General features: G+C 64.3%; 23 protein-coding genes. 19 read left to right on the top strand and 4 right to left on the bottom strand.

Annotation, left to right across the window (positions count from 1 at the left end):
- Window positions 1-16: 16 nt before the first annotated feature.
- The 12 genes from fliG (at window position 17) to fliR (ending at window position 9,634) form a co-directional block, all read left to right on the top strand.
- Window positions 17-1,012, top strand: coding sequence for a flagellar motor switch protein FliG (fliG, locus tag BN2503_RS15580; protein ID WP_054257558.1), 996 nt, complete (start codon window positions 17-19; stop codon window positions 1,010-1,012).
- Between the two features lie 24 nt (window positions 1,013-1,036).
- On the top strand, window positions 1,037-1,804 hold the full coding sequence (locus tag BN2503_RS15575; RefSeq protein WP_054257557.1) for a FliH/SctL family protein: 768 nt from the start codon (window positions 1,037-1,039) through the stop codon (window positions 1,802-1,804).
- A gap of 63 nt (window positions 1,805-1,867) precedes the next feature.
- The gene (fliI, locus tag BN2503_RS15570; protein WP_054257556.1) at window positions 1,868-3,289 is read left to right on the top strand and encodes a flagellar protein export ATPase FliI; all 1,422 of its coding nucleotides are present in this window, start codon (window positions 1,868-1,870) and stop codon (window positions 3,287-3,289) included.
- Between the two features lie 19 nt (window positions 3,290-3,308).
- Window positions 3,309-3,770 (top strand): flagellar export protein FliJ, encoded by a 462-nt coding sequence (gene fliJ / locus BN2503_RS15565; protein WP_054257555.1) that lies wholly within the window; start codon window positions 3,309-3,311, stop codon window positions 3,768-3,770.
- A 5-nt stretch (window positions 3,771-3,775) separates the two neighbouring features.
- Window positions 3,776-5,128, top strand: coding sequence for a flagellar hook-length control protein FliK (locus BN2503_RS21045; protein ID WP_233495101.1), 1,353 nt, complete (start codon window positions 3,776-3,778; stop codon window positions 5,126-5,128).
- Between the two features lie 138 nt (window positions 5,129-5,266).
- Window positions 5,267-5,851 carry a flagellar basal body-associated FliL family protein gene (locus tag BN2503_RS15555; protein ID WP_054257554.1) on the top strand — a complete coding sequence of 195 codons (585 nt, stop codon included), beginning with the start codon at window positions 5,267-5,269 and terminating at the stop codon, window positions 5,849-5,851.
- Window positions 5,852-5,875: 24 nt separating this feature from the next.
- Window positions 5,876-6,880, top strand: a complete 1,005-nt coding sequence (gene fliM, locus BN2503_RS15550; RefSeq protein ID WP_054257553.1) for a flagellar motor switch protein FliM — start codon at window positions 5,876-5,878, stop codon at window positions 6,878-6,880.
- On the top strand, window positions 6,870-7,331 hold the full coding sequence (gene fliN / locus BN2503_RS15545) for a flagellar motor switch protein FliN (RefSeq protein WP_054257552.1): 462 nt from the start codon (window positions 6,870-6,872) through the stop codon (window positions 7,329-7,331). Before fliM ends, fliN begins: the two co-directional genes overlap by 11 nt.
- Before the next feature lie 7 nt (window positions 7,332-7,338).
- Window positions 7,339-7,674, top strand: coding sequence for a flagellar biosynthetic protein FliO (locus BN2503_RS15540; protein ID WP_054257551.1), 336 nt, complete (start codon window positions 7,339-7,341; stop codon window positions 7,672-7,674).
- Window positions 7,667-8,419: a flagellar type III secretion system pore protein FliP gene (gene fliP, locus BN2503_RS15535; RefSeq protein ID WP_054257566.1), complete on the top strand. Its 753-nt coding sequence runs from the start codon at window positions 7,667-7,669 to the stop codon at window positions 8,417-8,419. Before BN2503_RS15540 ends, fliP begins: the two co-directional genes overlap by 8 nt.
- 13 nt (window positions 8,420-8,432) lie before the next feature.
- Window positions 8,433-8,702 carry a flagellar biosynthesis protein FliQ gene (gene fliQ, locus BN2503_RS15530; RefSeq protein WP_054257550.1) on the top strand — a complete coding sequence of 90 codons (270 nt, stop codon included), beginning with the start codon at window positions 8,433-8,435 and terminating at the stop codon, window positions 8,700-8,702.
- 164 nt (window positions 8,703-8,866) lie between these two features.
- Complete coding sequence (gene fliR, locus BN2503_RS15525) at window positions 8,867-9,634, top strand: flagellar biosynthetic protein FliR (RefSeq protein WP_054257549.1); 768 nt, start codon at window positions 8,867-8,869, stop codon at window positions 9,632-9,634.
- 53 nt (window positions 9,635-9,687) lie between these two features.
- Here the strand turns inward: fliR and BN2503_RS15520 are convergent, their stop codons facing one another.
- Together BN2503_RS15520 and BN2503_RS15515 are read right to left on the bottom strand one after the other, a co-directional pair.
- Complete coding sequence (locus BN2503_RS15520) at window positions 9,688-10,317, bottom strand: response regulator (protein ID WP_054257548.1); 630 nt, start codon at window positions 10,315-10,317, stop codon at window positions 9,688-9,690.
- Window positions 10,314-11,411 carry a hybrid sensor histidine kinase/response regulator gene (locus BN2503_RS15515; protein ID WP_054257547.1) on the bottom strand — a complete coding sequence of 366 codons (1,098 nt, stop codon included), beginning with the start codon at window positions 11,409-11,411 and terminating at the stop codon, window positions 10,314-10,316. The genes BN2503_RS15520 and BN2503_RS15515 overlap by 4 nt, the downstream gene beginning before the upstream one ends.
- Window positions 11,412-11,561: 150 nt before the next feature.
- Here BN2503_RS15515 and BN2503_RS15510 point away from each other — a divergent pair, with 150 nt between their 5' ends.
- Genes BN2503_RS15510 through BN2503_RS15480 form a run of 7 tightly spaced genes read left to right on the top strand, consistent with a single transcriptional unit; the run spans window position 11,562 to window position 17,972 of the window.
- Window positions 11,562-12,008, top strand: a complete 447-nt coding sequence (locus BN2503_RS15510; RefSeq protein ID WP_054257565.1) for a hypothetical protein — start codon at window positions 11,562-11,564, stop codon at window positions 12,006-12,008.
- Between the two features lie 50 nt (window positions 12,009-12,058).
- Window positions 12,059-12,421, top strand: a complete 363-nt coding sequence (locus tag BN2503_RS15505; protein WP_054257546.1) for a response regulator — start codon at window positions 12,059-12,061, stop codon at window positions 12,419-12,421.
- 41 nt (window positions 12,422-12,462) lie between these two features.
- A complete protein-coding gene (locus BN2503_RS15500) occupies window positions 12,463-14,616 on the top strand; it encodes a chemotaxis protein CheW (protein ID WP_054257545.1) in 2,154 nt (717 codons plus the stop codon).
- 60 nt (window positions 14,617-14,676) lie between these two features.
- Window positions 14,677-15,165, top strand: coding sequence for a chemotaxis protein CheW (locus tag BN2503_RS15495; RefSeq protein ID WP_054257544.1), 489 nt, complete (start codon window positions 14,677-14,679; stop codon window positions 15,163-15,165).
- Between the two features lie 13 nt (window positions 15,166-15,178).
- Window positions 15,179-16,054 carry a CheR family methyltransferase gene (locus BN2503_RS15490; protein ID WP_054257543.1) on the top strand — a complete coding sequence of 292 codons (876 nt, stop codon included), beginning with the start codon at window positions 15,179-15,181 and terminating at the stop codon, window positions 16,052-16,054.
- Between the two features lie 33 nt (window positions 16,055-16,087).
- Window positions 16,088-16,831, top strand: coding sequence for a chemoreceptor glutamine deamidase CheD (gene cheD / locus BN2503_RS15485; protein WP_054257542.1), 744 nt, complete (start codon window positions 16,088-16,090; stop codon window positions 16,829-16,831).
- A gap of 28 nt (window positions 16,832-16,859) precedes the next feature.
- Window positions 16,860-17,972 (top strand): protein-glutamate methylesterase/protein-glutamine glutaminase, encoded by a 1,113-nt coding sequence (locus tag BN2503_RS15480; RefSeq protein WP_054257541.1) that lies wholly within the window; start codon window positions 16,860-16,862, stop codon window positions 17,970-17,972.
- A gap of 16 nt (window positions 17,973-17,988) precedes the next feature.
- Here BN2503_RS15480 and BN2503_RS15475 read toward each other — a convergent pair whose 3' ends face one another.
- Window positions 17,989-19,869 carry an ATP-binding cassette domain-containing protein gene (locus BN2503_RS15475; RefSeq protein WP_054257540.1) on the bottom strand — a complete coding sequence of 627 codons (1,881 nt, stop codon included), beginning with the start codon at window positions 19,867-19,869 and terminating at the stop codon, window positions 17,989-17,991.
- A gap of 10 nt (window positions 19,870-19,879) precedes the next feature.
- A partial coding sequence (locus BN2503_RS21040; protein ID WP_233495100.1) for a hypothetical protein occupies window positions 19,880-20,145 on the bottom strand: 266 nt, incomplete at its 5' end.

The raw sequence follows: 20,145 nt of genomic DNA, 5'->3' as shown, positions 1-20,145 counted from the left end.
TCTGGATGAATACGCCATGGATGAAGAAGGCCTCAACGATGCTGCCATTTTGCTGATCTCCCTCGGCGAGGAGGCTGCGGGCGAGGTGTTCAAGCACCTCTCTCCGAAGGAAGTGCAAAAGCTGGGCGAGACGATCGCGCGCATGCGCGCCATTTCGCGCGACAAGGTCGATGCCATCGTCAGCCGCTTTTCCGATGATGCTGCGGCACAGAGCCTGCTGGTGTCGGACACCGGCAATTACGTGCGCTCGGTGCTCAAGCGCGCGCTGGGCGACGACAAGGCCACGCTGCTGATCGACCGCATCTTGCAGGGCGGCGACGTGTCCGGCATCGAGAGCCTGAAGTGGATGGATCCACTGTCAGTGGCGGAGCTGTTGCGCAACGAGCACCCGCAGATCGTCGCCGCCATCCTGGTGCACTTGGACGCGGAGCAGGCCTCGGCCATCCTGATGCAGCTCACCGACCGCCAGCGCAGCGAGATCATGCTGCGCGTGGCCACGCTCGAAGGCATCCAGCCCACGGCGCTGAAAGACCTGAACGAGGTGCTTTATAAGGTGCTGGCCGGCGGCGACAAGATCCGCAAGAGCTCCTTGGGCGGTGTCAAGACGGCGGCTGAGATCATCAACCTGCTGGGCTCGGGAATGGATGCGTCGGTGCTGGAGTCCATTCGCAGTTACGACCCGGATCTGGCGCAGAAGATCATGGACAAGATGTTCGTGTTCGAGGACATCGGCAAGCTCGACGACCGCTCCATTCAGATGGTGCTGCGCGAGGTGGCGTCCGAAACGCTCATCGTTGCGCTCAAGGCGGCGTCGAACGAGATGCGCGACAAGATCCTGGCGAACATGTCCTCGCGCGCTGCCGAGGCGCTGCGCGAGGATCTGGAGGCGCGCGGTCCCATGCGCCTGTCCGAAGTGGAGGCGCAGCAGCGCGAAATCATCAAGACAGTGCGCCGCCTGGCGGAAGAAGGGCAGGTTGTGCTCGGAGGCGGTGCAGATGACGCGCTGGTTTGATAACCCTGCAGCGCGAGGCCAGCCATGGTGAGCCCGTCGAGCGCCCGCGCCTATTCACGCTTCATCCCCAAGGAGGAGATCGAGGCGGGCTCGGTCACGCAATGGAGCTTTTCCGCCGTCGATGGCTCGGCGCCCCCGTTGCCCCCGGTCGAGCCCGAGCCCGTGCCGGAGGAGCCGCTGCCAGGCGTGCCCTTGGAGCCCGTCGTGCCGATGGTGCCGGAGGACGAGCACCTGGCGCTGCTGCAGCAGGCCCGCGAGCAGGCCCACGCGCAAGGCCTGGCGGAAGGGCGCACGCAGGGTGCGGCGGAGGCCACGCAGGCATGGCAGCAGCGCCTGGACGACTACGTGGCTGGCACGGGCCGTGAAACGGCCGAGCGCCTGGACGCGCTGGTGCGCGCACTGGATTCGAGCTTGGGCGCGCTGCAGCAGCGCATGGCCAAGGAGCTGCTGCAGCTGGCCTGCGACATCGCACGCCAGGTGGTGCGCCGCGAACTCGCCAGCGATCCCCAGGCACTGCTGCCGGTGGTGCGCGAGGCGCTGGATATGCTGGTCAACGAAGGCCGCCCGGCCACGGTGCGCCTGAACCCGGCCGACTGGGCCGTCCTGGAGCAGCCGCTGCGCGCCGAGTTTGCCCAGGGCAAGGTGCAGTGGCAGCCCGACCCGGCGGTGGCTGCGGGCGACTGCCAGGTCGAAGCGGCCGGCACCGTGATCGACGGCAGCATGGAAAAGCGCTGGCGCCGTGCCGTGGCCGCGCTGGGCCTGGTGGGGAGCTGGCAGGAGACGCAGGAATGAATGCGTCAACTATCTTATTCATAGCTGCTAGCGCTTGCCCAGCAAGGGCTGGAGGCCAAAAACATGCCTGAATCGCATGCGCCGGCCGATAGCGCCATCCAGGGCGATGCCATCTGGGGCGAGTTCCTTGGCCATGCGCGCGCGCGCGTGGCCCAGCCGCTGGCGCTGGAGTCGCGTGGCACCCTGAGCCGCCTCACCGGGCTGGTGCTCGAGGCCGCTGGGCTGCGCGTGCCCGTGGGCTCGCAGTGCCAGGTGCAGATGCCGGGCCAGGAGCCGGTGCTGGCCGAGGTGGTGGGGTTTTCTGATGGGCGCGCTTTTCTCATGCCGGCGGGCGACATCCACGGCCTGTCCAGCGGCGCGCGCGTGACCCCGGCGCAGCCCTATGTGCCGCCGCCGCAGCTGGGCGATACCGAGGTGCCCTCGCTCGCCGTCGGCATGCTGCGCCTGCCGCTGGGTGACGGGCTGCTCGGACGCGTGGTCGACTCGCAAGGCCAGGTGCTCGACCATGCGGGCCCGCTGCAGCACGTCATGGCCGAACCCATGGACCGCAGCCCCATCAACGCCATGGAGCGCTCGCCAGTGCGCGAAACGCTCGATACCGGCGTGCGCGCCATCAACGCCCTGCTCACCGTAGGGCGTGGCCAGCGCCTGGGCTTGTTTGCCGGCTCTGGTGTGGGCAAGAGCGTGCTGCTGGGCATGATGGCGCGTTACACCCAGGCCGACGTGATCGTGGTGGGCCTGATCGGCGAGCGCGGCCGCGAGGTCAAGGAATTTGTCGAGGACATTCTGGGTGCCGAGGACCGTGGCCGCGCCGTGGTGGTGGCGGCCCCGGCCGACGCGCCGCCGCTGCTGCGCATGCAGGGCGCAGCCTACGCCACGGCGATCGCCGAGCACTTCCGCGACAAGGGCAAGCATGTGTTGCTGCTGATGGATTCGCTCACGCGCTACGCCATGGCCCAGCGCGAAATCGCCTTGGCCATCGGCGAGCCGCCGGCCACCAAGGGCTATCCGCCAAGCTGCTTTGCCAAGCTGCCCGGGTTGGTCGAGCGCAGCGGCAACGGCCTCAACGGCGTGGGCTCGATCACGGCGTTCTACACCGTGCTGTCCGAGGGCGATGACCAGCAGGACCCGATTGCTGACGCCGCGCGCGCCATTCTGGACGGCCACATCGTGCTCTCGCGCGCGCTGGCGGAAACCGGGCACTTTCCGGCCATCGACATCGAACAATCGGCCTCGCGCGTCATGCACAACGTGGTCACACGCGAGCACTTTGAGATGGCGCGGCAGTTCCGCGCCATCTACTCGCGTTACCAGAAGAGCCGTGACCTGGTGCAGGTGGGCGCTTATATGAGCGGCTCCGATCCGCAGCTTGACGAGGCCATCCGCTTGCAGCCCGCCATGGCGAGCTTTTTGCAGCAAAGCATGTTCGAGGGCGCGACCATGGACGACAGCCTGAACACCATGGCAGCCGTATTGGCGCAATGATTCGCCGCAGGACGCCACCATGTCATCGCTCAACGCCCTGAACGTCGCCGTGGAAGCCGCCACGCGCAAGCGCGATGCCGCACGCCAGGTGCTGCAGGACATGCAGCGCGTGGCGCAGGCCGGGCAGGCACAGCTGGAGCAGCTCAGCGGCTACGCCCAAGAAACGCAAGGCCGTTGGGGCATGCGCGAGGGCGGCACGGTGCAGCCGGAGGTGATGTACCACCACTACCAGTTCATCGGCAAGCTGGAGCACGCCATCGGATTGCAGTCTGGCGTGGTGCAGGATCAGGCGCGGCGCGTCGAGCAGGCGCGCCAGGCCTTGCTGCAGGCGGAGCTGCGCCTGACCAGTCTGCGCAAGGTGGTGGAGCGCAAGCAGCATGAACTGGCCATCGCCCAGATGCGCCGGGAGCAGAAACAGACCGACGAGCGCGCCTCCCTGCGCCTGACGGTGGCCAATCGGGGGATGGGGCCCCAGGAGTGATGACCATGGAAACCGTACGAACTTCCAGCCCGCCGCAGCATGGCACGTCCGCCACACAGGGCGCACGCGCCACGCGCGGCAGTGCCAAGGCCGCGGGAGCCGACAGCACTGGCGCCCAAAGCCCGCAGGATGCATTCGCGGCGCTACTGGCCGCCTTGGGGGGCGATGACGGCCTGCTGGCGCAGGAGGGGGGCTTGCCGCTGGCGGACGATGAGGGCGCCGGCGCCGACGCTAGCGGGTTGGCGCAAGACCCGGCGGGCCTGTGGGGGCCGTCCCCGCAGCAGCCGTGGAATGCGGCTGCTGTGGCCCAGGCAGCCGCCCAAGCCGCCGGTGGCAATGGCGCGACAGGCCAGGGCGCTGCACCGCTGCAAGCGGCAGCCGCCGCCTGGAATGCCGTGGCGGCGCTGGGTGCGCAGGCGCCCGACAGCCTGGTGGCGCAGACGGCCTCCATCGACAAAGCCGCCGACTTGACGCAGGCCGTGGACAACCCGCCCGGGCTGGCGGGGAGCGGACCTGGCAAAGGCGCCACTGCCCGCTGGATGGGCTGGAACGCGGCCGCGGCCGCCACCGGCTCGGCAGGGGCGCAGGCGGCGCCAGCGCATGCCACCGTGGTGCCCGACAAGAAGGCGGGCGTCGATCTGCTGGCGGCCGCCGCGCCGGTGGGCCCTGCGACCGTGGCTCAGCCGGGCACGGAGCGCCGTGACATGCTTCCCGGTGCCGGCATGGAACGCCTGGCGGCCATGCCGGGGGACCCGGCCGCCGCACTGGTGGCGGGCTTGCAGGATGCGGCGTCGGCATCGTCCGAAGGGCGTCAGAGCAGTGCGCGCGAAGGCGGCGCAGGGGAAGGGGGGGCGCAGCCCGCGCATGCCTCGGTGGGCGGTGCGGAGCAGGTTTTTGAACCGGGCGCGCTCATGCCTGATGGCAGTGGCGTGGCTGCGGACGCCACGCAGCAGGCCGCAGACGAACAGATGGCCGAGCAGGTCGCCTTCTGGATCAACCAGAACAACCAAAGCGCCGAGATGACGCTGGACCGCGACGGCCAGCCCGTGCAGGTGCGTGTGTCGGTGTCCGGCAATGAGGCGCATGTGGTGTTCCGCAGTGACCAGGTGCAAACGCGCGAGGCGCTCGACGCCAGCATGGCGCAGCTGCGCGAGCTGCTGCAAAGCCAGGGCTTGGTGCTGGCCGGCGCCACGGTGGACAGCTCCGCCAGCGGAGGCAGCCAGCGCGAACCTGGGCAGCGCCAGGGGGGGCAGCCAGGGCGTGCGCAGGTGGCCGTGCCGGGCGTGGAAGGAGCCGTGAGCGGCGCGCGCGCGACTGCGCAGCAGCAGGGACGGGGCGGCCTCGACGTCTTTGTTTGAGCCCTGGGGCGTTGGGGGCGAACGGCGGTGAAAGCCGTGGTTTGCGGCGTTTATTCTGGCTATTATCGGGCGCACCCCGTCCAATAATGGACACCATGCGGCCCTTGGCTGCCCGCCCCATCGCAAGGAATTCCCACCGTGTCCGACAAAACGCCTGCTGCCGCTCCCGCCAAGGAAAAGGCGTCGAACAAGAAACTGATCGTGATCGGCGCCATCGTGGCGCTGCTTGTGGTCGTGGGGGGCGCGGCGGCTTGGTTCATGCTCGGGCGGCACAGTGGCGAAGAAGAGGACGGTGCTCCTGCGCCGCGCAAGGCCGCGGCCGCCAAGGTGGCGCCGACCTTCATGCCCATCGAAAACATGGTGGTCAACCTGGCGGATCCCGGCGGTGACCGCTTTGCGCAGATTGGTATCACGTTGGAGCTGGAGGACGCCAAGACGGCTGAGCAAGTCAAGCAGTACCTGCCGGCGATCCGCAGCGCCATCCTGCTCCTGGTTTCGCAGCGTACGGCGGAAGAGTTGCTGACGCGCGAAGGCAAGGAAAAACTGGCCACCGATATCCTGCGAGAAGTATCTCGCCCCTTGGGCTTCCGCGTACCGAAGAAGCCGCGCAAGCCCGCGCCCGAAGAGCTGGAGGAAGATGGCGCGGAGGAGCCGCCAGCGCGCAGCCGCCAGAGCCAGAACCCGGTACGCCAGGTGCTGTTCTCCAGCTTCATCATTCAATGAGCCAAACCGTGAAGGGAGCCAGGCATGAGTGACGCTTTTCTTTCCCAGGAAGAAGTCGATGCCCTCTTGGAAGGGGTCACGGGCGAGAGCCAGAAGTCGGTTCAGGAGCAGATCGAGGTTGGCGCGATCCGCAACTACGATATCTCCAGCCAGGAGCGTATCGTTCGCGGGCGCATGCCGACGATGGAAATCGTCAACGAACGTTTTGCACGCAACTTCCGCATTGGCTTGTTCAACTTCATTCGCCGCAGCCCCGAGATCTCGGTGGGCACGGTGCAGGTGCAGCGCTACAGCGCCTTCCTGCGCGAGCTCGCGGTGCCGACCAATTTCAACATCGTGGCGATCCGGCCGCTGCGCGGCAATGGCCTGGTGGTGTGCGAGCCCTCGCTGGTGTTCGGCATCATCGACACGCTGTATGGCGGCGTCGGCAAGTTTCAGACACGCATCGAAGGGCGTGATTTTTCACCCACCGAGCAGCGCGTTATCAACCGCCTGGTTGACGTGATTGCGGGCGAGTACAAGAAGGCCTGGCAGGGCATTTATCCGCTGGAGCTGTCCTACCAGCGCTCTGAAATGCAGCCGCAGTTTGCCAACATCGCCACGCCGAGCGAGATCGTCGTTTCCACGGCGTTCCAGCTGGAAATTGGCGACCTGTCGGGGGCCATTCACATCTGCATGCCCTATGCCACGCTGGAGCCGATCCGCGACGTCCTCTACTCGACCGTACAGGGTGATGCCATCGAGGTGGATCGCCGCTGGGTCAAGCTGCTGACACGCGAAATCCAGGCCGCCGAAGTGACGCTGGTGGCAGAGCTCGCCCGTGCTGACGCCACGGTGGAGCAACTCCTGGCCATGAAGCCAGGCGACTTCATCGAGCTCGACCGCCAGCCGCGTATTCGCGCTTCTATTGGCGGGGTGCCGGTCTTCGAGTGCCAGTACGGGACGCACAACGACAAATACGCCATCCGCATCGAGGAATGCCTGCGTGGCTCCGATATGAGCTGGCTGGGAGAAAAGCATGGCAACTGAAGAAAACAACAACCCCGATGGCGGCGACGATCCGTTCGCTGGCTGGGCCGAAGCACTGGAAGAGCAGAAAAGCGCGGACGACAAGCAGGCCTCCGCGGCGGCAGCCGATATGTCCGAGCAGGGCGGGCCGCTGTCCGGCGGTGCATCGCGCCCCTTCACGTCCACCGGCGGTGGCGACGTGCCTGTCAGCGACATCAACATGGTGCTGGACATTCCGGTGCAGTTGTCGGTCGAGCTGGGGCGCACCAAGGTGCCGATCAAGTACATCCTGCAGTTGGCGCAGGGCTCGGTGGTCGAGCTTGACGCATTGGCGGGTGAGCCTATGGACGTGCTGGTCAACGGCTACCTGATTGCACAGGGCGAGGTCGTGGTGGTGAACGACAAGTTCGGTATCCGTCTGACGGACGTGGTGACGCCGTCTGAGCGACTGCGCCGTGTCAGCCGTGGATAGTTCCACCATGACCCAGACCCTGGCGGTCGTGGTTCTTTTTGTGGTGGCGATTTCCTTCTTGCCCTGGCTGGTGCGCCGCCTGCAGTTGCGCCAGGCGGGCCTGGGCGGCGGCAGTGCGGGTTCGCGCGTGTTGACCCAGGTGGCCGTGGGGCCGCAGCAGCGCGTGGTGACTGTGGAAGTCCAGCACGAGGGGCAGCGTGCCGTGCTCGTGCTCGGGGTGACGGCGCAGCAGATCCAGTGCCTGCACGTGCTGCCTGCGGGCGGCGCTGCGCTGGTACCGGCTTCGTTTGCCACTGAGATGGCCGCCGCGCAAGCACTGCCCGCAAAGGATGCCCATGCGTAGCGCGGGGCGTTGGGGACTGGCGGGGCTGCTGGCCGCCACGGCCGGTGCGGCCTGGGCCCAGCAGGGGGGGGCAGGGGCGCTGCCCCTCGTGGTCGGCTCGGGCAGTGGCGGCACCAGCTACTCGGTGCCGATTCAGACGTTGCTATTCTTCACGGCCCTGTCTTTCCTGCCGGCCGTGCTGCTCATGATGACGGGCTTCACGCGCATCGTGATCGTGCTGTCGCTGCTGCGCCAGGCGATGGGGACGCAGTCGGCACCGCCGAACCAGGTGGTGATTGGCCTGTCCCTGTTCCTGACTTTCTTCGTCATGGGGCCGACTTTCGACCGTGTGTACCAGGAGGCCTACCTGCCCTATTCCACCAACGCTCTGGGGTTCGAGCAAGCGGTGGACAAGGCACAGGCACCGATGCGCGAATTCATGCTGAAGCAAACGCGGCAGTCCGATTTCGCGCTGTTTGCGCGCCTGGCCAAACTGGACCCCAGTGTGACGGTGGACCAGGCGCCGTTCCGCGTCATCGTGCCGGCGTTCGTCATCAGCGAGCTGAAGACGGCGTTCCAGATCGGCTTCATGATCTTCATTCCGTTTCTGGTCATCGACATGGTGGTCGCCAGTATCCTGATGTCGCTGGGCATGATGATGCTCTCGCCCGTCCTCGTGGCGCTGCCGTTCAAGCTGATGCTGTTTGTGCTGGCCGATGGCTGGAACCTGCTGATCGGTTCGCTGGCGGCGAGCTTCGCCACCTGAAGGAGAAACCATCATGACTGCGCAAATGGTGCTCACCATCGGCCATGAGGCCCTCACTCTGCTGCTGATGGTGGCCATGCCGCTGCTGGGCACCATCATGGCCGTGGGGCTGCTGGTAAGCGTGTTCCAGGCGGTGACGCAGATTCACGAGGCGACGCTGGCCTTCGTGCCCAAGCTTATCGCGGCCCTGGTGGTGTTCGCCATCGCTGGACCGTGGATGCTGACCACGCTGGTGGACTACCTGCGGCGCACCATCGAATCGCTGCCCACTGCGCTGGGCTGAGAAACGTGTGAAAGAACCCGCCATGCCCGCTCATTCGGCCAAAACACACCCGATCGTCGTTGCAAATGCTCGCCATAGCCCGCGCCATGGCTGCACTTTGCGCCTAGAGCGGGCGCGTTTTCGCGGCTTGCTCGGGCAGGCCGGATTCATTCACGCGTTCTGACGTGGTCACCTTTTCCGAGGGCCAGATCATGGCCTGGCTGTCACCGCTGCTGTGGCCTTTCCTGCGCGTGCTGGCGATGTTTTCGACGGCGCCGGTGTTCTCGCTGCGTGTGATCCCGACGCGTGCCAAGGTCGGCTTCGCGCTGTTCGTATCGCTGTGCGCACAGCCTATGCTGGCAGGCCAGCCAGTCATTAGCGTCAACAGCCCAGAGGCGCTTGGGACCGCAGCGCAGCAGGTGGCGGTGGGCATGGCTATGGGTTTTGCTGTGCGTGTGGTGTTTGCGGCGCTGGATTTGGCGGGCGAGTTCATCGGGCTGCAGATGGGGCTGAACTTCGCCGCGTTTTTTGACCCGGCCAGCGGTGGGCAAATCAGTGCCGTGGGCCGCTTCTTCAGCCGCATGGTGCTGCTGCTGTTCGTGGTCACTAACGGCCACCTGTTGCTGCTCATGGCGGTGGTCAAGAGCTTCGACCACTTCCCGACCAATGGGAATTTCTTGGAGTCGCTGGCGCAGATGCGGTTGTATGAGCTGGGCAGCGCGCTGTTTTCCAGCGCCTTCTGGCTGGCGCTGCCCATGATCGCGCTGCTGCTGTTCGTCAACCTCACGCTGGGCATCATCTCGCGCGTGGCGCCGCAGATGAACATCTTCGCCATCGGCTTTCCGGTCACGCTCACGGTGGGCCTGATAGGCATCGCGGCTACGCTGCCGATGCTGGAGCAGCCGTTGCTGTCCCTGCTGCAGCTGGCGATCGAAATCTTTCAAAAACCATAGCTGCTAGCGCTTGCTGGGAAAGGGCTAGAGGCTAATTTTGCTTGAAGCCGACCCTACACCAGCTGGTTGCGGATGGCATACACGGTGAGCTCCGCATTGTTGGTGAGCTGAAGTTTTTCCAGCACGCGCGCGCGGTACACGCTCACGGTCTTGGGGCTGAGCATCAGTTCTTCAGCGATGTCCGAAAGGCGCTTGCCCGAGGCAATCTTGACCAGCGTTTGCAGCTCGCGCTCGGACAAAGTTTCATGCGGCATCTCGGGCGTGGGCTCGGCCAGGCTGTTCGCCAGCAGCTGGGCCACTTCCGGCGTGAGGTACTTGCGCCCCTGGGCCAGGGTGTGCACGGCGGCGGCCAGGTGCGTCGGATCGCCGGCCTTGTTGGCGTAGCCGTGCGCGCCGGCCTTGAGGCAGCGCAGCGCGTACTGGTCTTCCGGGTACATCGAGACGATGAGCACGCGGATGCCGGGGTGTGTCTCGCGCAGGCTGGCCAGCACTTCCAGGCCGTTGCGGCCGGGCATGTTGATGTCCAGCAGCAGCACGTCGCACGGCGCGTGGCGCAGCGCCTCGCGCAGCTCGGAATAGCCGCCGGCCTCGGCGGTGACTTCGATGTCGGGGTCATCGAGCAGGGTGTCGCGGATGCCGCGCCGCAGCACGGCATGGTCATCGCACAGCACGACATGGATCACAGGGCGCTCTCCTTGGGCGTGGGGTCGGTGGAAGGCGATGGTAGCGGCAGCGAGACGATCACCGAAGTGCCCTGGCCTGGCCGACTGCTCACGTCCAGCCAGCCCCCCACGGTGCGCGCGCGCTCTTGCAGTCCTCTCAGGCCGAAGGCCTTGGGCTTGCTACGCGCCTCGGCCGCGAAGCCGCAGCCGTCATCGCTGACTTCTACGGTCAGCACGCCCTCATGGTCCGACAGGTCGATGCGCACCTGGCGCGCACCGGCGTACTTGCCTGCGTTGGTCAGCGCCTCCTGCGCCGTGCGGTAGGCCACGAGCTGCAAATCGGCGGGCACGTCGATCGCGGGGGCGCTGCTGCGCAGTTGCACGGCCACCCCTGTGCGTCGCTCGAAATTCTCGGACAGCCACTTCACCGCAGCCACCAGACCCTGGTCCAGCACGGGTGGGCGCAGGTTCATCATGATGCGCTGGCTCGCACCAATGGCGTGCTGCAGCATCTCCAGCGCTGCGCTGGTGTGTGCCTGTATGCCACCTTCGGGCGCATGGCGCCCGATCCAGGCCAGGTCGAGCTTGACGGCGGTGAGTGCGCCGCCGATGTCGTCATGGATCTCGCGCGCGATGGCTGCGCGCTCGGCCTCAATGGAGCGCTGCAAATGTTCCGTGAGCTCTGCCAGGCGACGCTCGGACGCGGCCAACTCCGCGGCCGCCTGCTCGCGCGCCTGGCGCGCTTCGTGCACCTCGATGGCGCGCGCCACCACATGGGGCAGGCGGGCGATGTCGTCCTTGAGCAGGTAGTCGCTCAGCCCCAGGCGCATGGCGTCAACGGCCGCCGCCTCGCCGATGGCGCCCGACAGCAATACGCACGGCGGATGCCCGGGCTGGCTGGCGACGTGCGCCCACACGTCGAGCGCAGTGAAGCCTGGCAGGCGGTAATCGGCCAGAATCAGGTCAAAGGCGTGGAGTTCGAGCTGCTGCAGCGCCTGCAGGCTGTCGATGTGGACAATGTCGAAGCGGGCGCCGCTGCGCTGCAGGGTGATGCGGGCAAGCTGGTGGTCAGCCAGGGAGTCTTCGATGTGCAGAATGCGCCGGAACGTCTCCATGGTGCTGTCACGCGCAATGTTCTAAGGGTCGATCCGGTACTGTATGGCCCATAGGGCGCTATCATAGGATACAACTTGGAACAAAGCCTTCAGGCGTTTGCTCCGCGGGAATGGCTGACCGTCGACACGCCCCTCAGCGGGGGAGGAATGATGCAATCTTCGCTAACAACATCGGGAGTGCCAGCGGTTCAGGTGCCAGTCATGGTGGCGGCGGAACTGCAGGACTCCCTGCTGGTCGTCATGCACGACCTGCAGCGTCTGGAAGGATTGCTTAGCCACGCCACCGACAATCTGCTGGAATGTTTCGGCGAGGCCAATGGCCTGCTGACGGATAGCGTGGTCGGCACTTCGCCTGAACTCCTGGCTGCGCGTGCTGCACTGCGCAAGGCGGTGACGGAGTTACAGTTTCACGACATGGCGTCGCAATTGATCTGGCATACCACCAAGGTGCTGCAGGGCTGCGCCTTCCGGCTTGCCTCCGAGGCGATGGGCCAGGAGGAGGGCGAGGAAGCTGTTTCCTTTGCCGAGATCATGCCCGAGCGCCCCAATCCCGTGACACAGAGTGAAATGGATGCAGGTTCCATAGACCTGTTCTGAGCCCGTCTGCCGTTCCAAACCTATCTATACAAGTCTCGTTGGAGTCCTACATGCTGTCGATTCTCGCTGTTGACGATTCGCCTTCCATGCGCAAGATGGTGAACTTCACCCTCACTGGTGCGGGCTATCGCGTGGTGGAGGCCGTGGACGGCCAGGATGCACTGGAAAAAGCGGAAACCCACGAGGTGGCGCTGGTGCTGGCTGACCAGAACATGCCGCGCCTGGATGGCATTGGCCTCACACGCAAGCTGCGCGAGCACCCACGCTTCAAGACCACGCCCATTCTCATACTCACGACGGAGTCGAGCGACCAGATGAAGCAGGCGGGTAAGGCTGCGGGCGCCACGGGTTGGTTGGTCAAACCATTCGATCCCAATCGCTTGATTGAAGTCATTCAGAAGGTCATTCGCTGAAACGCGAAGGCGCAGAATCCCCGGACACAGCAGGAGCCCAGATGGCGGATACCCATAACGAAGGAGCAGGCGCAGGTGCAGATTTCGACCTGAGCCAGTTCTACCAAATCTTCTTTGAGGAGGCCGGTGAAAACCTCGACCAGATGGAGCAGATGCTGCTCGATCTCGATCTGAGCGCCGCGAATGATGAGGAACTCAACGGCATCTTTCGCTGCGCCCATTCGATCAAGGGCGGAGCGGCCACGTTTGGTTTTTCCGACGTAGCGGAGCTGACCCACCAGATGGAGTCGTTGCTCGACCGTCTGCGTCGCCATGAGCTGCAGCCAATTCCCGCCATGGTTGACGTACTGCTGGATTCCGCTGATGCGTCGCGCAGCCTGCTGGCGCGTCACCAGTCGGGTGGACAGGGCGAGGCGGTGTCCACGGCGGATCTGGTGCGGCGCATTGCAGAACTCGCTGCCGGCCAGGCGCCGACGGCCACTGCGCCAGTGCCACCAGTTCCGGCCCCTGCACCTGCCCCCGTGGCAGCGCCTGCGCCTGCGCCCGCTGCTACGCCAGCACCAGCGCCGGCACCTGCTGCCGCTGGTGGGGCGGCGCGGGCATTGCAAATCCAGATTGGGCCGCTGGAGCGTCTGGAGCAGGCCGACGCCATCAAGGAGCTGTTCCGCGATATCGCAGGACTGGGAACCATCGAGGATTTGCCGGCCACCGTGCCGCAGACGCGCCTTTATGCGGTGCAGACCAGTTCCACGGACGATGACTTGCTCGACCTGTTCGCCTTCCACGTAGCCAAGGAGCAGGTTCAAATCCGTCCCCTGGCTGAGGCCGTGCGGATGGAGACAGAGCACGCGGATGCTGCTGCACAAGCAGTGCCTGATATGGCAAGCGGTAGCGTACCCTACGGCTTTTTCCCAGGCGCACCGGGTGCGCCTGCGGAGCAGCAGGCGGTGGCGGTGACGCCGGCCGTCGCCAATGCGTCCGGAGCCCGCGCCGCAGCGCCGCGCGCGGGCGATGCCAAGTCCGCACAGATGGAGTCGACCACGATTCGCGTGGACGTAAAGAAGGTGGACCAGCTTATCAACCTGGTAGGCGAGTTGGTCATCACCCAGGCCATGCTGGCGCAGAACAGCCAAGGGCTCGACCCCGCGGCCTACCAGCAACTGCTGGCAGGATTGGCCGACCTGGACCGCAACACCCGCGATCTGCAAGAGTCGGTGATGTCCATCCGCATGATTCCGATGTCGATCGTGTTCAGCCGCTTCCCGCGCATGCTGCGTGACGTGGCGAACAAGCTGGGCAAGAAGGTTGATCTGGTCACGCTGGGTGAGGCCACGGAGCTCGACAAGGGGCTGGTCGAGAAGATCACGGATCCCTTGACGCACTTGGTGCGCAACAGTGTGGACCACGGCATTGAGGCCCCCGAGGATCGCATTGCTGCGGGCAAGCCCGAGCACGGGACGATCACCTTGTCGGCATCGCACCAAGGTGGTTCTATCGTGATCGAAGTGCGCGATGACGGCAAGGGCATGTCGCGCGAGAAAATTCTGCGCAAGGCACGCGAGCGCGGTATGGATGTCTCCGACGCGATGCCGGACAGCGAGGTCTGGCAGCTGATTTTCGCGCCCGGCTTCTCCACTGCGGAGGTGGTGACGGATGTATCCGGGCGCGGCGTGGGCATGGACGTGGTCAAGCGCAACATTGCCGCACTCAACGGTTCGGTCGAAATCGATTCGGCAGAAGGCTATGGCATGCGTGTGGCGGTGCGCCTGCCGCTGACATTGGCGATCATGGACGGTATGTCCGTGGGCGTGGGCAATGAGGTTTACATCCTGCCGTTGTCTTCGGTGGTCGAGTCCTTCCAAGTCAACCCCGATGACGTGAGCACTGTCGCGCAGGGTTCGCAGCTGGTGAAAGTGCGCGACGAGTACATGCCGGTGATTTCGCTGGAGAAGGTGTTCCAGGTGCCGCGCCAGGATCAGGACAAATCCAGCACCATCATGGTGGTGGTCGAATCTGATGGAAGCCGCATCGCACTGCTGGTGGACGAACTGCTCGGGCAGCACCAGGTCGTGGTGAAGAACCTCGAAAGCAACTACCGCAAGGTGGCCAACGTGTCCGGGGCCACCATCCTCGGCGATGGCACGGTGGCGTTGATTTTGGATACCAGCAGCTTGGTGCGCCGCGCGCGCCATTGATGACACATGAACCCCTGCACCATGCCAGGCATGGTGCAGGCCATGACAAGGAGATATGACATGACTGTGGTGACCCAGAGCGCAGAAGTGGCCGCTACCGGCGCACGCGAATACCTGACGTTCCGGCTTGACCAAGAAGAGTACGGTATCGACATTCTCAAGGTGCAGGAAATCAGGGGCTACGAGCCGCCGACCCGCATCGCCCACGCGCCCGAGTTCATCAAAGGTGTGGTGAATCTGCGCGGCACCATCGTGCCCATCGTTGACATGCGCTTGAAGTTCAACTGTTCCAAGGCGGACTACAACAGCTTCACCGTGGTCATCATCCTGAACCTGCGCAACCGGGTGGTCGGCATCGTGGTTGATTCGGTCAGCGACGTGATGGAGCTGTCGCCCGACAACATGCGCTCCGCGCCGGACATCGAGAGCGCTATCGACAGCAGTTGCATTCTGGGGCTGGGCTCGGTGGGGGAGCGTATGCTGATCCTTCTTGACATTGAGAAGCTGATGTCTAGCGTCGACATGGGCTTGGTTGCGGTGGAAGACTGACGTACATACCGTCATGCGCCAGAACCTCGCCTCCGCCCGCTCCGACGATGATGCCGATGCCGTCTCGGGGCCCCTGGCCCATGGGCGCGAATTCGTCTGGACTTCCGCCGACTTTGCGCGGGTGCAATCGCTGATTTACCAGCGCGCGGGCATCAGCCTGCATGACGGCAAGCATGCCATGGTCTACAGCCGCCTTTCGCGGCGGCTGCGCGAGACGGGGCATACGAGCTTCAGCGATTACCTCGGGTGGCTGGAAACGCATGATGGGCCGGAGTGGCAGGAGTTCATCAACGCGCTCACCACCAACCTGACGGCCTTTTTCCGTGAGCAGCACCATTTCGAGATCTTTGCCGCCCATTTGCGAACCCGTCCTGCGGGTTCCTCGTGGCGTGTCTGGTGTAACGCGGCATCGACGGGCGAAGAGCCTTACTCCATCGTTATCACGGCGCTGGAAACCCTGGGATTGAATGCCGCGTTCAAGCTGACGGCGAGCGATATTGATTCGCGTGTGCTGGCCAAGGCGGCAGAGGGGGTGTACCGCCTGGATGGCGCCAAGGGGCTGAGCCAAGAGCGCTTGCACCGTTTTTTCCTGCGCGGCAAGGGCGCGAATGCAGGAATGATTCGTGCAAAGCCCGAGCTGCGCAAGGCCATCGAGTTCATGAGCGTCAACCTGATCCGTGACGACTGGCCATTCCGTGAGCCTTTCGATGTGGTTTTCTGCCGCAACGTGATGATTTACTTCGACGCGCAGACGCAGCGCCGTGTTCTGGAACGCATTCACCGCGTACTCAAGCCCGGTGGCATGCTGTTCGTTGGCCACGCCGAAAATTTCAGCGAATCGCGCGATCTCTTCACTTTGCGCGGAAAGACTGTTTATGAGCGCCGCTGACCGTACTGAAGCTGGCTCTGCTGGAGGGGCATCATGACGTCTCTCACCCCTGGTTCAACGCCTTCCGCTGGCGCACTTTCCAGTGGGATGGAGCGCCGCCGTGCGCCACGCATCGCGCCATTGAGCGCCGATATTTATACCCAAGGCAACCGCACGGTTCCCGAAGTATCTCTGCAGGATCTCAAGGCGCGTGCGCGCAAGCCGGGCGAGGCCTCTTTTTTCTATTTTGATCACCATTTCCAGTTCAACGCGGTCAAGGTGCTGCCCGGCGAATACTTCGTTTCGGGTGAGAACATTGTCATCATGACGGTGCTCGGTTCATGCATTGCCGCTTGCCTGTGGGACAGCCGCGCGCGTGTTGGCGGCATGAACCATTTCATGCTGCCCGAGAGCGACTCTACCGACGTGTCGGGGCGCTATGGCTCGTACGCCATGGAACTGCTGATCAACGAAATGCTCAAGCTGGGCGCACGCCGTGAAACCATGCAGGCCAAGATATTCGGCGGCGGCCAGGTTATGGCCAATTTCACGACCATGAACGTGGGCGAGCGCAACACGAGCTTTGTCGTCAACTACCTGCAAACCGAGCGTATCCCCATCGTTTCGGAGGATGTGCTGGACATCTATCCCCGCAAGGTCGTGTTCTTTCCCGCGACGGGCAAGGCCATGGTGAAGCGGCTGGCACACGCCCATCCTGAAGCACTGGCGCAGGAAGTGCGCGGCAACGCTGCCACGGTGGCCAAGGCCACATCGGGTGGCTCCGTGGATCTGTTTTGAAGCAAGTGGCTAGAGGAAAAATTTGGGAATGAACAAGAAGATCCGGGTCATCGTGGTGGACGACTCTGCCCTGGTGCGCAGTCTGCTGGCCGAAATCATCAACCGCCAACGCGACATGGAGTGCATCGGCACGGCCAATGATCCGCTGGTGGCGCGCGAAATGATCCGTGAGATGAACCCTGACGTGATCACGCTGGACGTTGAAATGCCGCGCATGGACGGCATCGATTTCCTGGGGCGCCTGATGCGCCTGCGGCCGATGCCGGTGGTGATGATCTCAACACTGACCGAACGCGGCGCAGAAGTCACCATGCGAGCGCTGGAGTTGGGGGCGGTGGATTTTGTGGCCAAGCCACGTGTCGGGTTGGCCAGTGGGCTCAACGAACTGGCATCGCAGATCGTCGACAAAATCCGTGTCGCTGCCGTGGCACGTGTGCACAGGGTGGCGGCACCGCCCCCCGGTCCTGGCGTCGGTGTGGCCGGCGCGCCAGCTGCTGCAGCCATCCCGCCTGCGTCCCCTTCGGGCCTGCTGGGCCGTTTGTCGACGGAGAAGATCATTGCGATTGGTGCATCCACGGGCGGGACCGAGGCCATTCGCGAGGTGCTCGTGCGCATGCCGCCGGATTCGCCTGCCATCGTCATCACGCAGCACATGCCGCCCGGTTTCACGACCAGCTTTGCTGCACGCCTCAATAGCCTGTGCCAGATCACAGTGAAGGAGGCGGTCAACGGCGAGCGGATTTTGCCGGGCCATGCCTACATTGCCCCGGGGGGAACGCAGTTCCACATTGCCCGCAGCGGCGCTAACTATGTCGCCGTGGTTGATGACGCCCCCCCGGTGAACCGCCATAAGCCCTCGGTGGAGGTGCTGTTCAAATCGGTGGCCGCGGTGGCGGGGCGCAATGCCTACGGCGTCATGCTGACCGGCATGGGTGCTGACGGCGCTGTGGCCATGCGTGAGATGAAGGATGCGGGCAGCTACAACTATGTGCAGGACGAGGCCAGCTGCATCGTCTTCGGCATGCCGCGCGAGGCCATAGCCCACGGCGCTGCCGATGAAGTGCTGCCGCTGACGCAGATCGCTGGGGCCTTGGTGACCCGCCTGCGCAGCACGACGGATCGGATGCACCACCGCATCTGAGGCGCGGGCCGTTGCCTTATTCTGAGAGCGCGGTCCAGCGCTCCAATGCTTCCAGCAGCAGGTCATCAATTTCCGCGTCCCGCTGGTGTAGTGCGGCGGCGCGGATGCCATCCTTGGCGTAAAGGGTGCCATCCGCCAGTTCTCCGCGGATCGCCTGTTGTTCTGCTTCTAAGGCAGCAATCTGACCGGGTAACTGCTCGAGTTCGCGCTGCTCTTTGTAGCTTAGCTTCTTTTTTGATAGCTGCTCGCGCTTGTCTGGTGTGGCTTTTGGCTCGTTTTTGCTCTGAGCGATGGGCTTGACCGCAGTCGCAGGCGTGCGGCTGCGTTGGGACTGGGTGAGCCAGTCCTGCACGCCGCCCTCGTATTCGCGCCAGAGGCCGTCGCCCTCCCAGGCAATCGTGCTGGTGACGACGTTGTCCAGGAAGGCGCGGTCATGGCTCACGAGGAACACGGTGCCATCGTAGGTCTGGAGCAGCTCTTCCAGCAGTTCCAGCGTGTCGATGTCCAGGTCGTTGGTCGGTTCGTCGAGCACCAGCACATTCGCCGGACGGGCGAACAGGCGCGCCAGCAGCAGCCGGTTGCGCTCGCCGCCCGAGAGGGAACGCACCGGCGAATGGGCACGGGCAGGGGAAAACAGGAAATCGCCCAGGTAGCTTTTCACATGCTTGCGCTGGCTACCAATCTCGATCCATTCGCTGCCGGGGCTGATGAAATCTTCCAGCGTGGCGTCGAGGTTGATGGCGTGGCGCATCTGGTCGAAGTAGGCCACCTGCAGGTTGGCGCCACGCCGTACTTGCCCGCTGTCGGGTGCCAGTTCACCCAGCACCATCTTGAGCAAGGTGGTCTTGCCAGCGCCATTGGGGCCGATCAGCCCGACCTTGTCGCCACGCAGGATCGTGCCCGAGAAGTCGCGCACGATTGCTTTGTCGCCAAACGCTTTGTGCACGCCCGCCAGCTCAGCCACGATCTTGCCCTGGTAGCTGCCACCGGTGCCTGCATCGATGTCCATCCGCACCCGACCCAGCGCATTGCGTCGCTCGGCGCGGTTGACGCGCAGCTGCTCCAGCCGGTTGATGCGGCTTTGGCTGCGCGTGCGCCGCGCCTCGACCCCTTTCCGGATCCAGATTTCTTCCTGGGCCAGGAGCTTGTCGGCCCGCGCATTGATGACAGCCTCTTGTGCCAGCTGCTCTTCCTTCTGAAACTGGTACTGGGCGAAATTGCCAGGATAGGAGCGCAATTGGCCGCGATCCAGTTCGACGATGTGCGTGGCAACCCGGTCCAGGAAAGCGCGGTCGTGGGTGATGGTGACGACACTGCCCTTGAATGCCAGAAGCAGATCTTCAAGCCACGTGATCGAGTCCAGATCCAGGTGGTTGGTAGGCTCGTCGAGGAGCAGCACATCTGGCCTGGCGACAAGCGCCTGGGCCAGTGCAACCCGTTTGCGGGTCCCTCCGGAAAGCGTGCCGACAATCGCCTGGGGCTCAAGGTGCAGGCGGTGTAAGGTTTCTTCCACGCGCTGCTCCCAATTCCAGGCGTCGGCAGCCTCAATTTGTGACTGCAGCGCGTCCAGATCCAGGCCTGGCGCGTTCGACAGGTACTGCTCACGCAACGCGATGACCGATGAAAGTCCCGTGGAGGCCGCTTCAAAGATAGTGTGCGTGGGCTCGAGCACAGGCTCTTGGGGCACATAGGCAATACGCAGGCCCTGCTGCACCTGCAACACGCCATCGTCGGGATGGGCCAATCCCCCCAGGATCTTGAGCAAGGACGATTTGCCGGCGCCGTTGCGACCAATCAGGCCGACCCGCTCGTTGGCTTCCAGTGAGAAGCTGGCGTGATCCAGCAGGGCCACATGCCCGAAGGCGAGTTGCGCGTCTAAGAGTGTGATGAGTGCCATATGGGCGGGATTATCGAGCGCTGCGCGAATGGGGCGTTGTCAAAGCGGGGGGCGTTTGTGAAAACAGTGTGAAACCCGTGCTATAGTCACGCCTCTTCGTTGCTGCGGCGCTTGTGTAAACAAGTCGCAAGCGGTGGCGGAGTAGGTTGATCTTCTTCTGGTTGTTGCGCGGTAAATTTTCTGTGTTATGATCGAGGGCTTCGCTGCTAGGGCTTGAGGTTCTGGCGGTAAAGAAAAAAGATTGCTTTGAGTTGCGATTGAATGAAAATTCGATGC

This window comes from Paenacidovorax caeni, from assembly GCF_001298675.1.
In the GTDB taxonomy this organism is placed as follows: Bacteria; Pseudomonadota; Gammaproteobacteria; order Burkholderiales; family Burkholderiaceae_C; genus Paenacidovorax; species Paenacidovorax caeni.
This window is presented reverse-complemented; position numbering and strand designations above follow the sequence as displayed.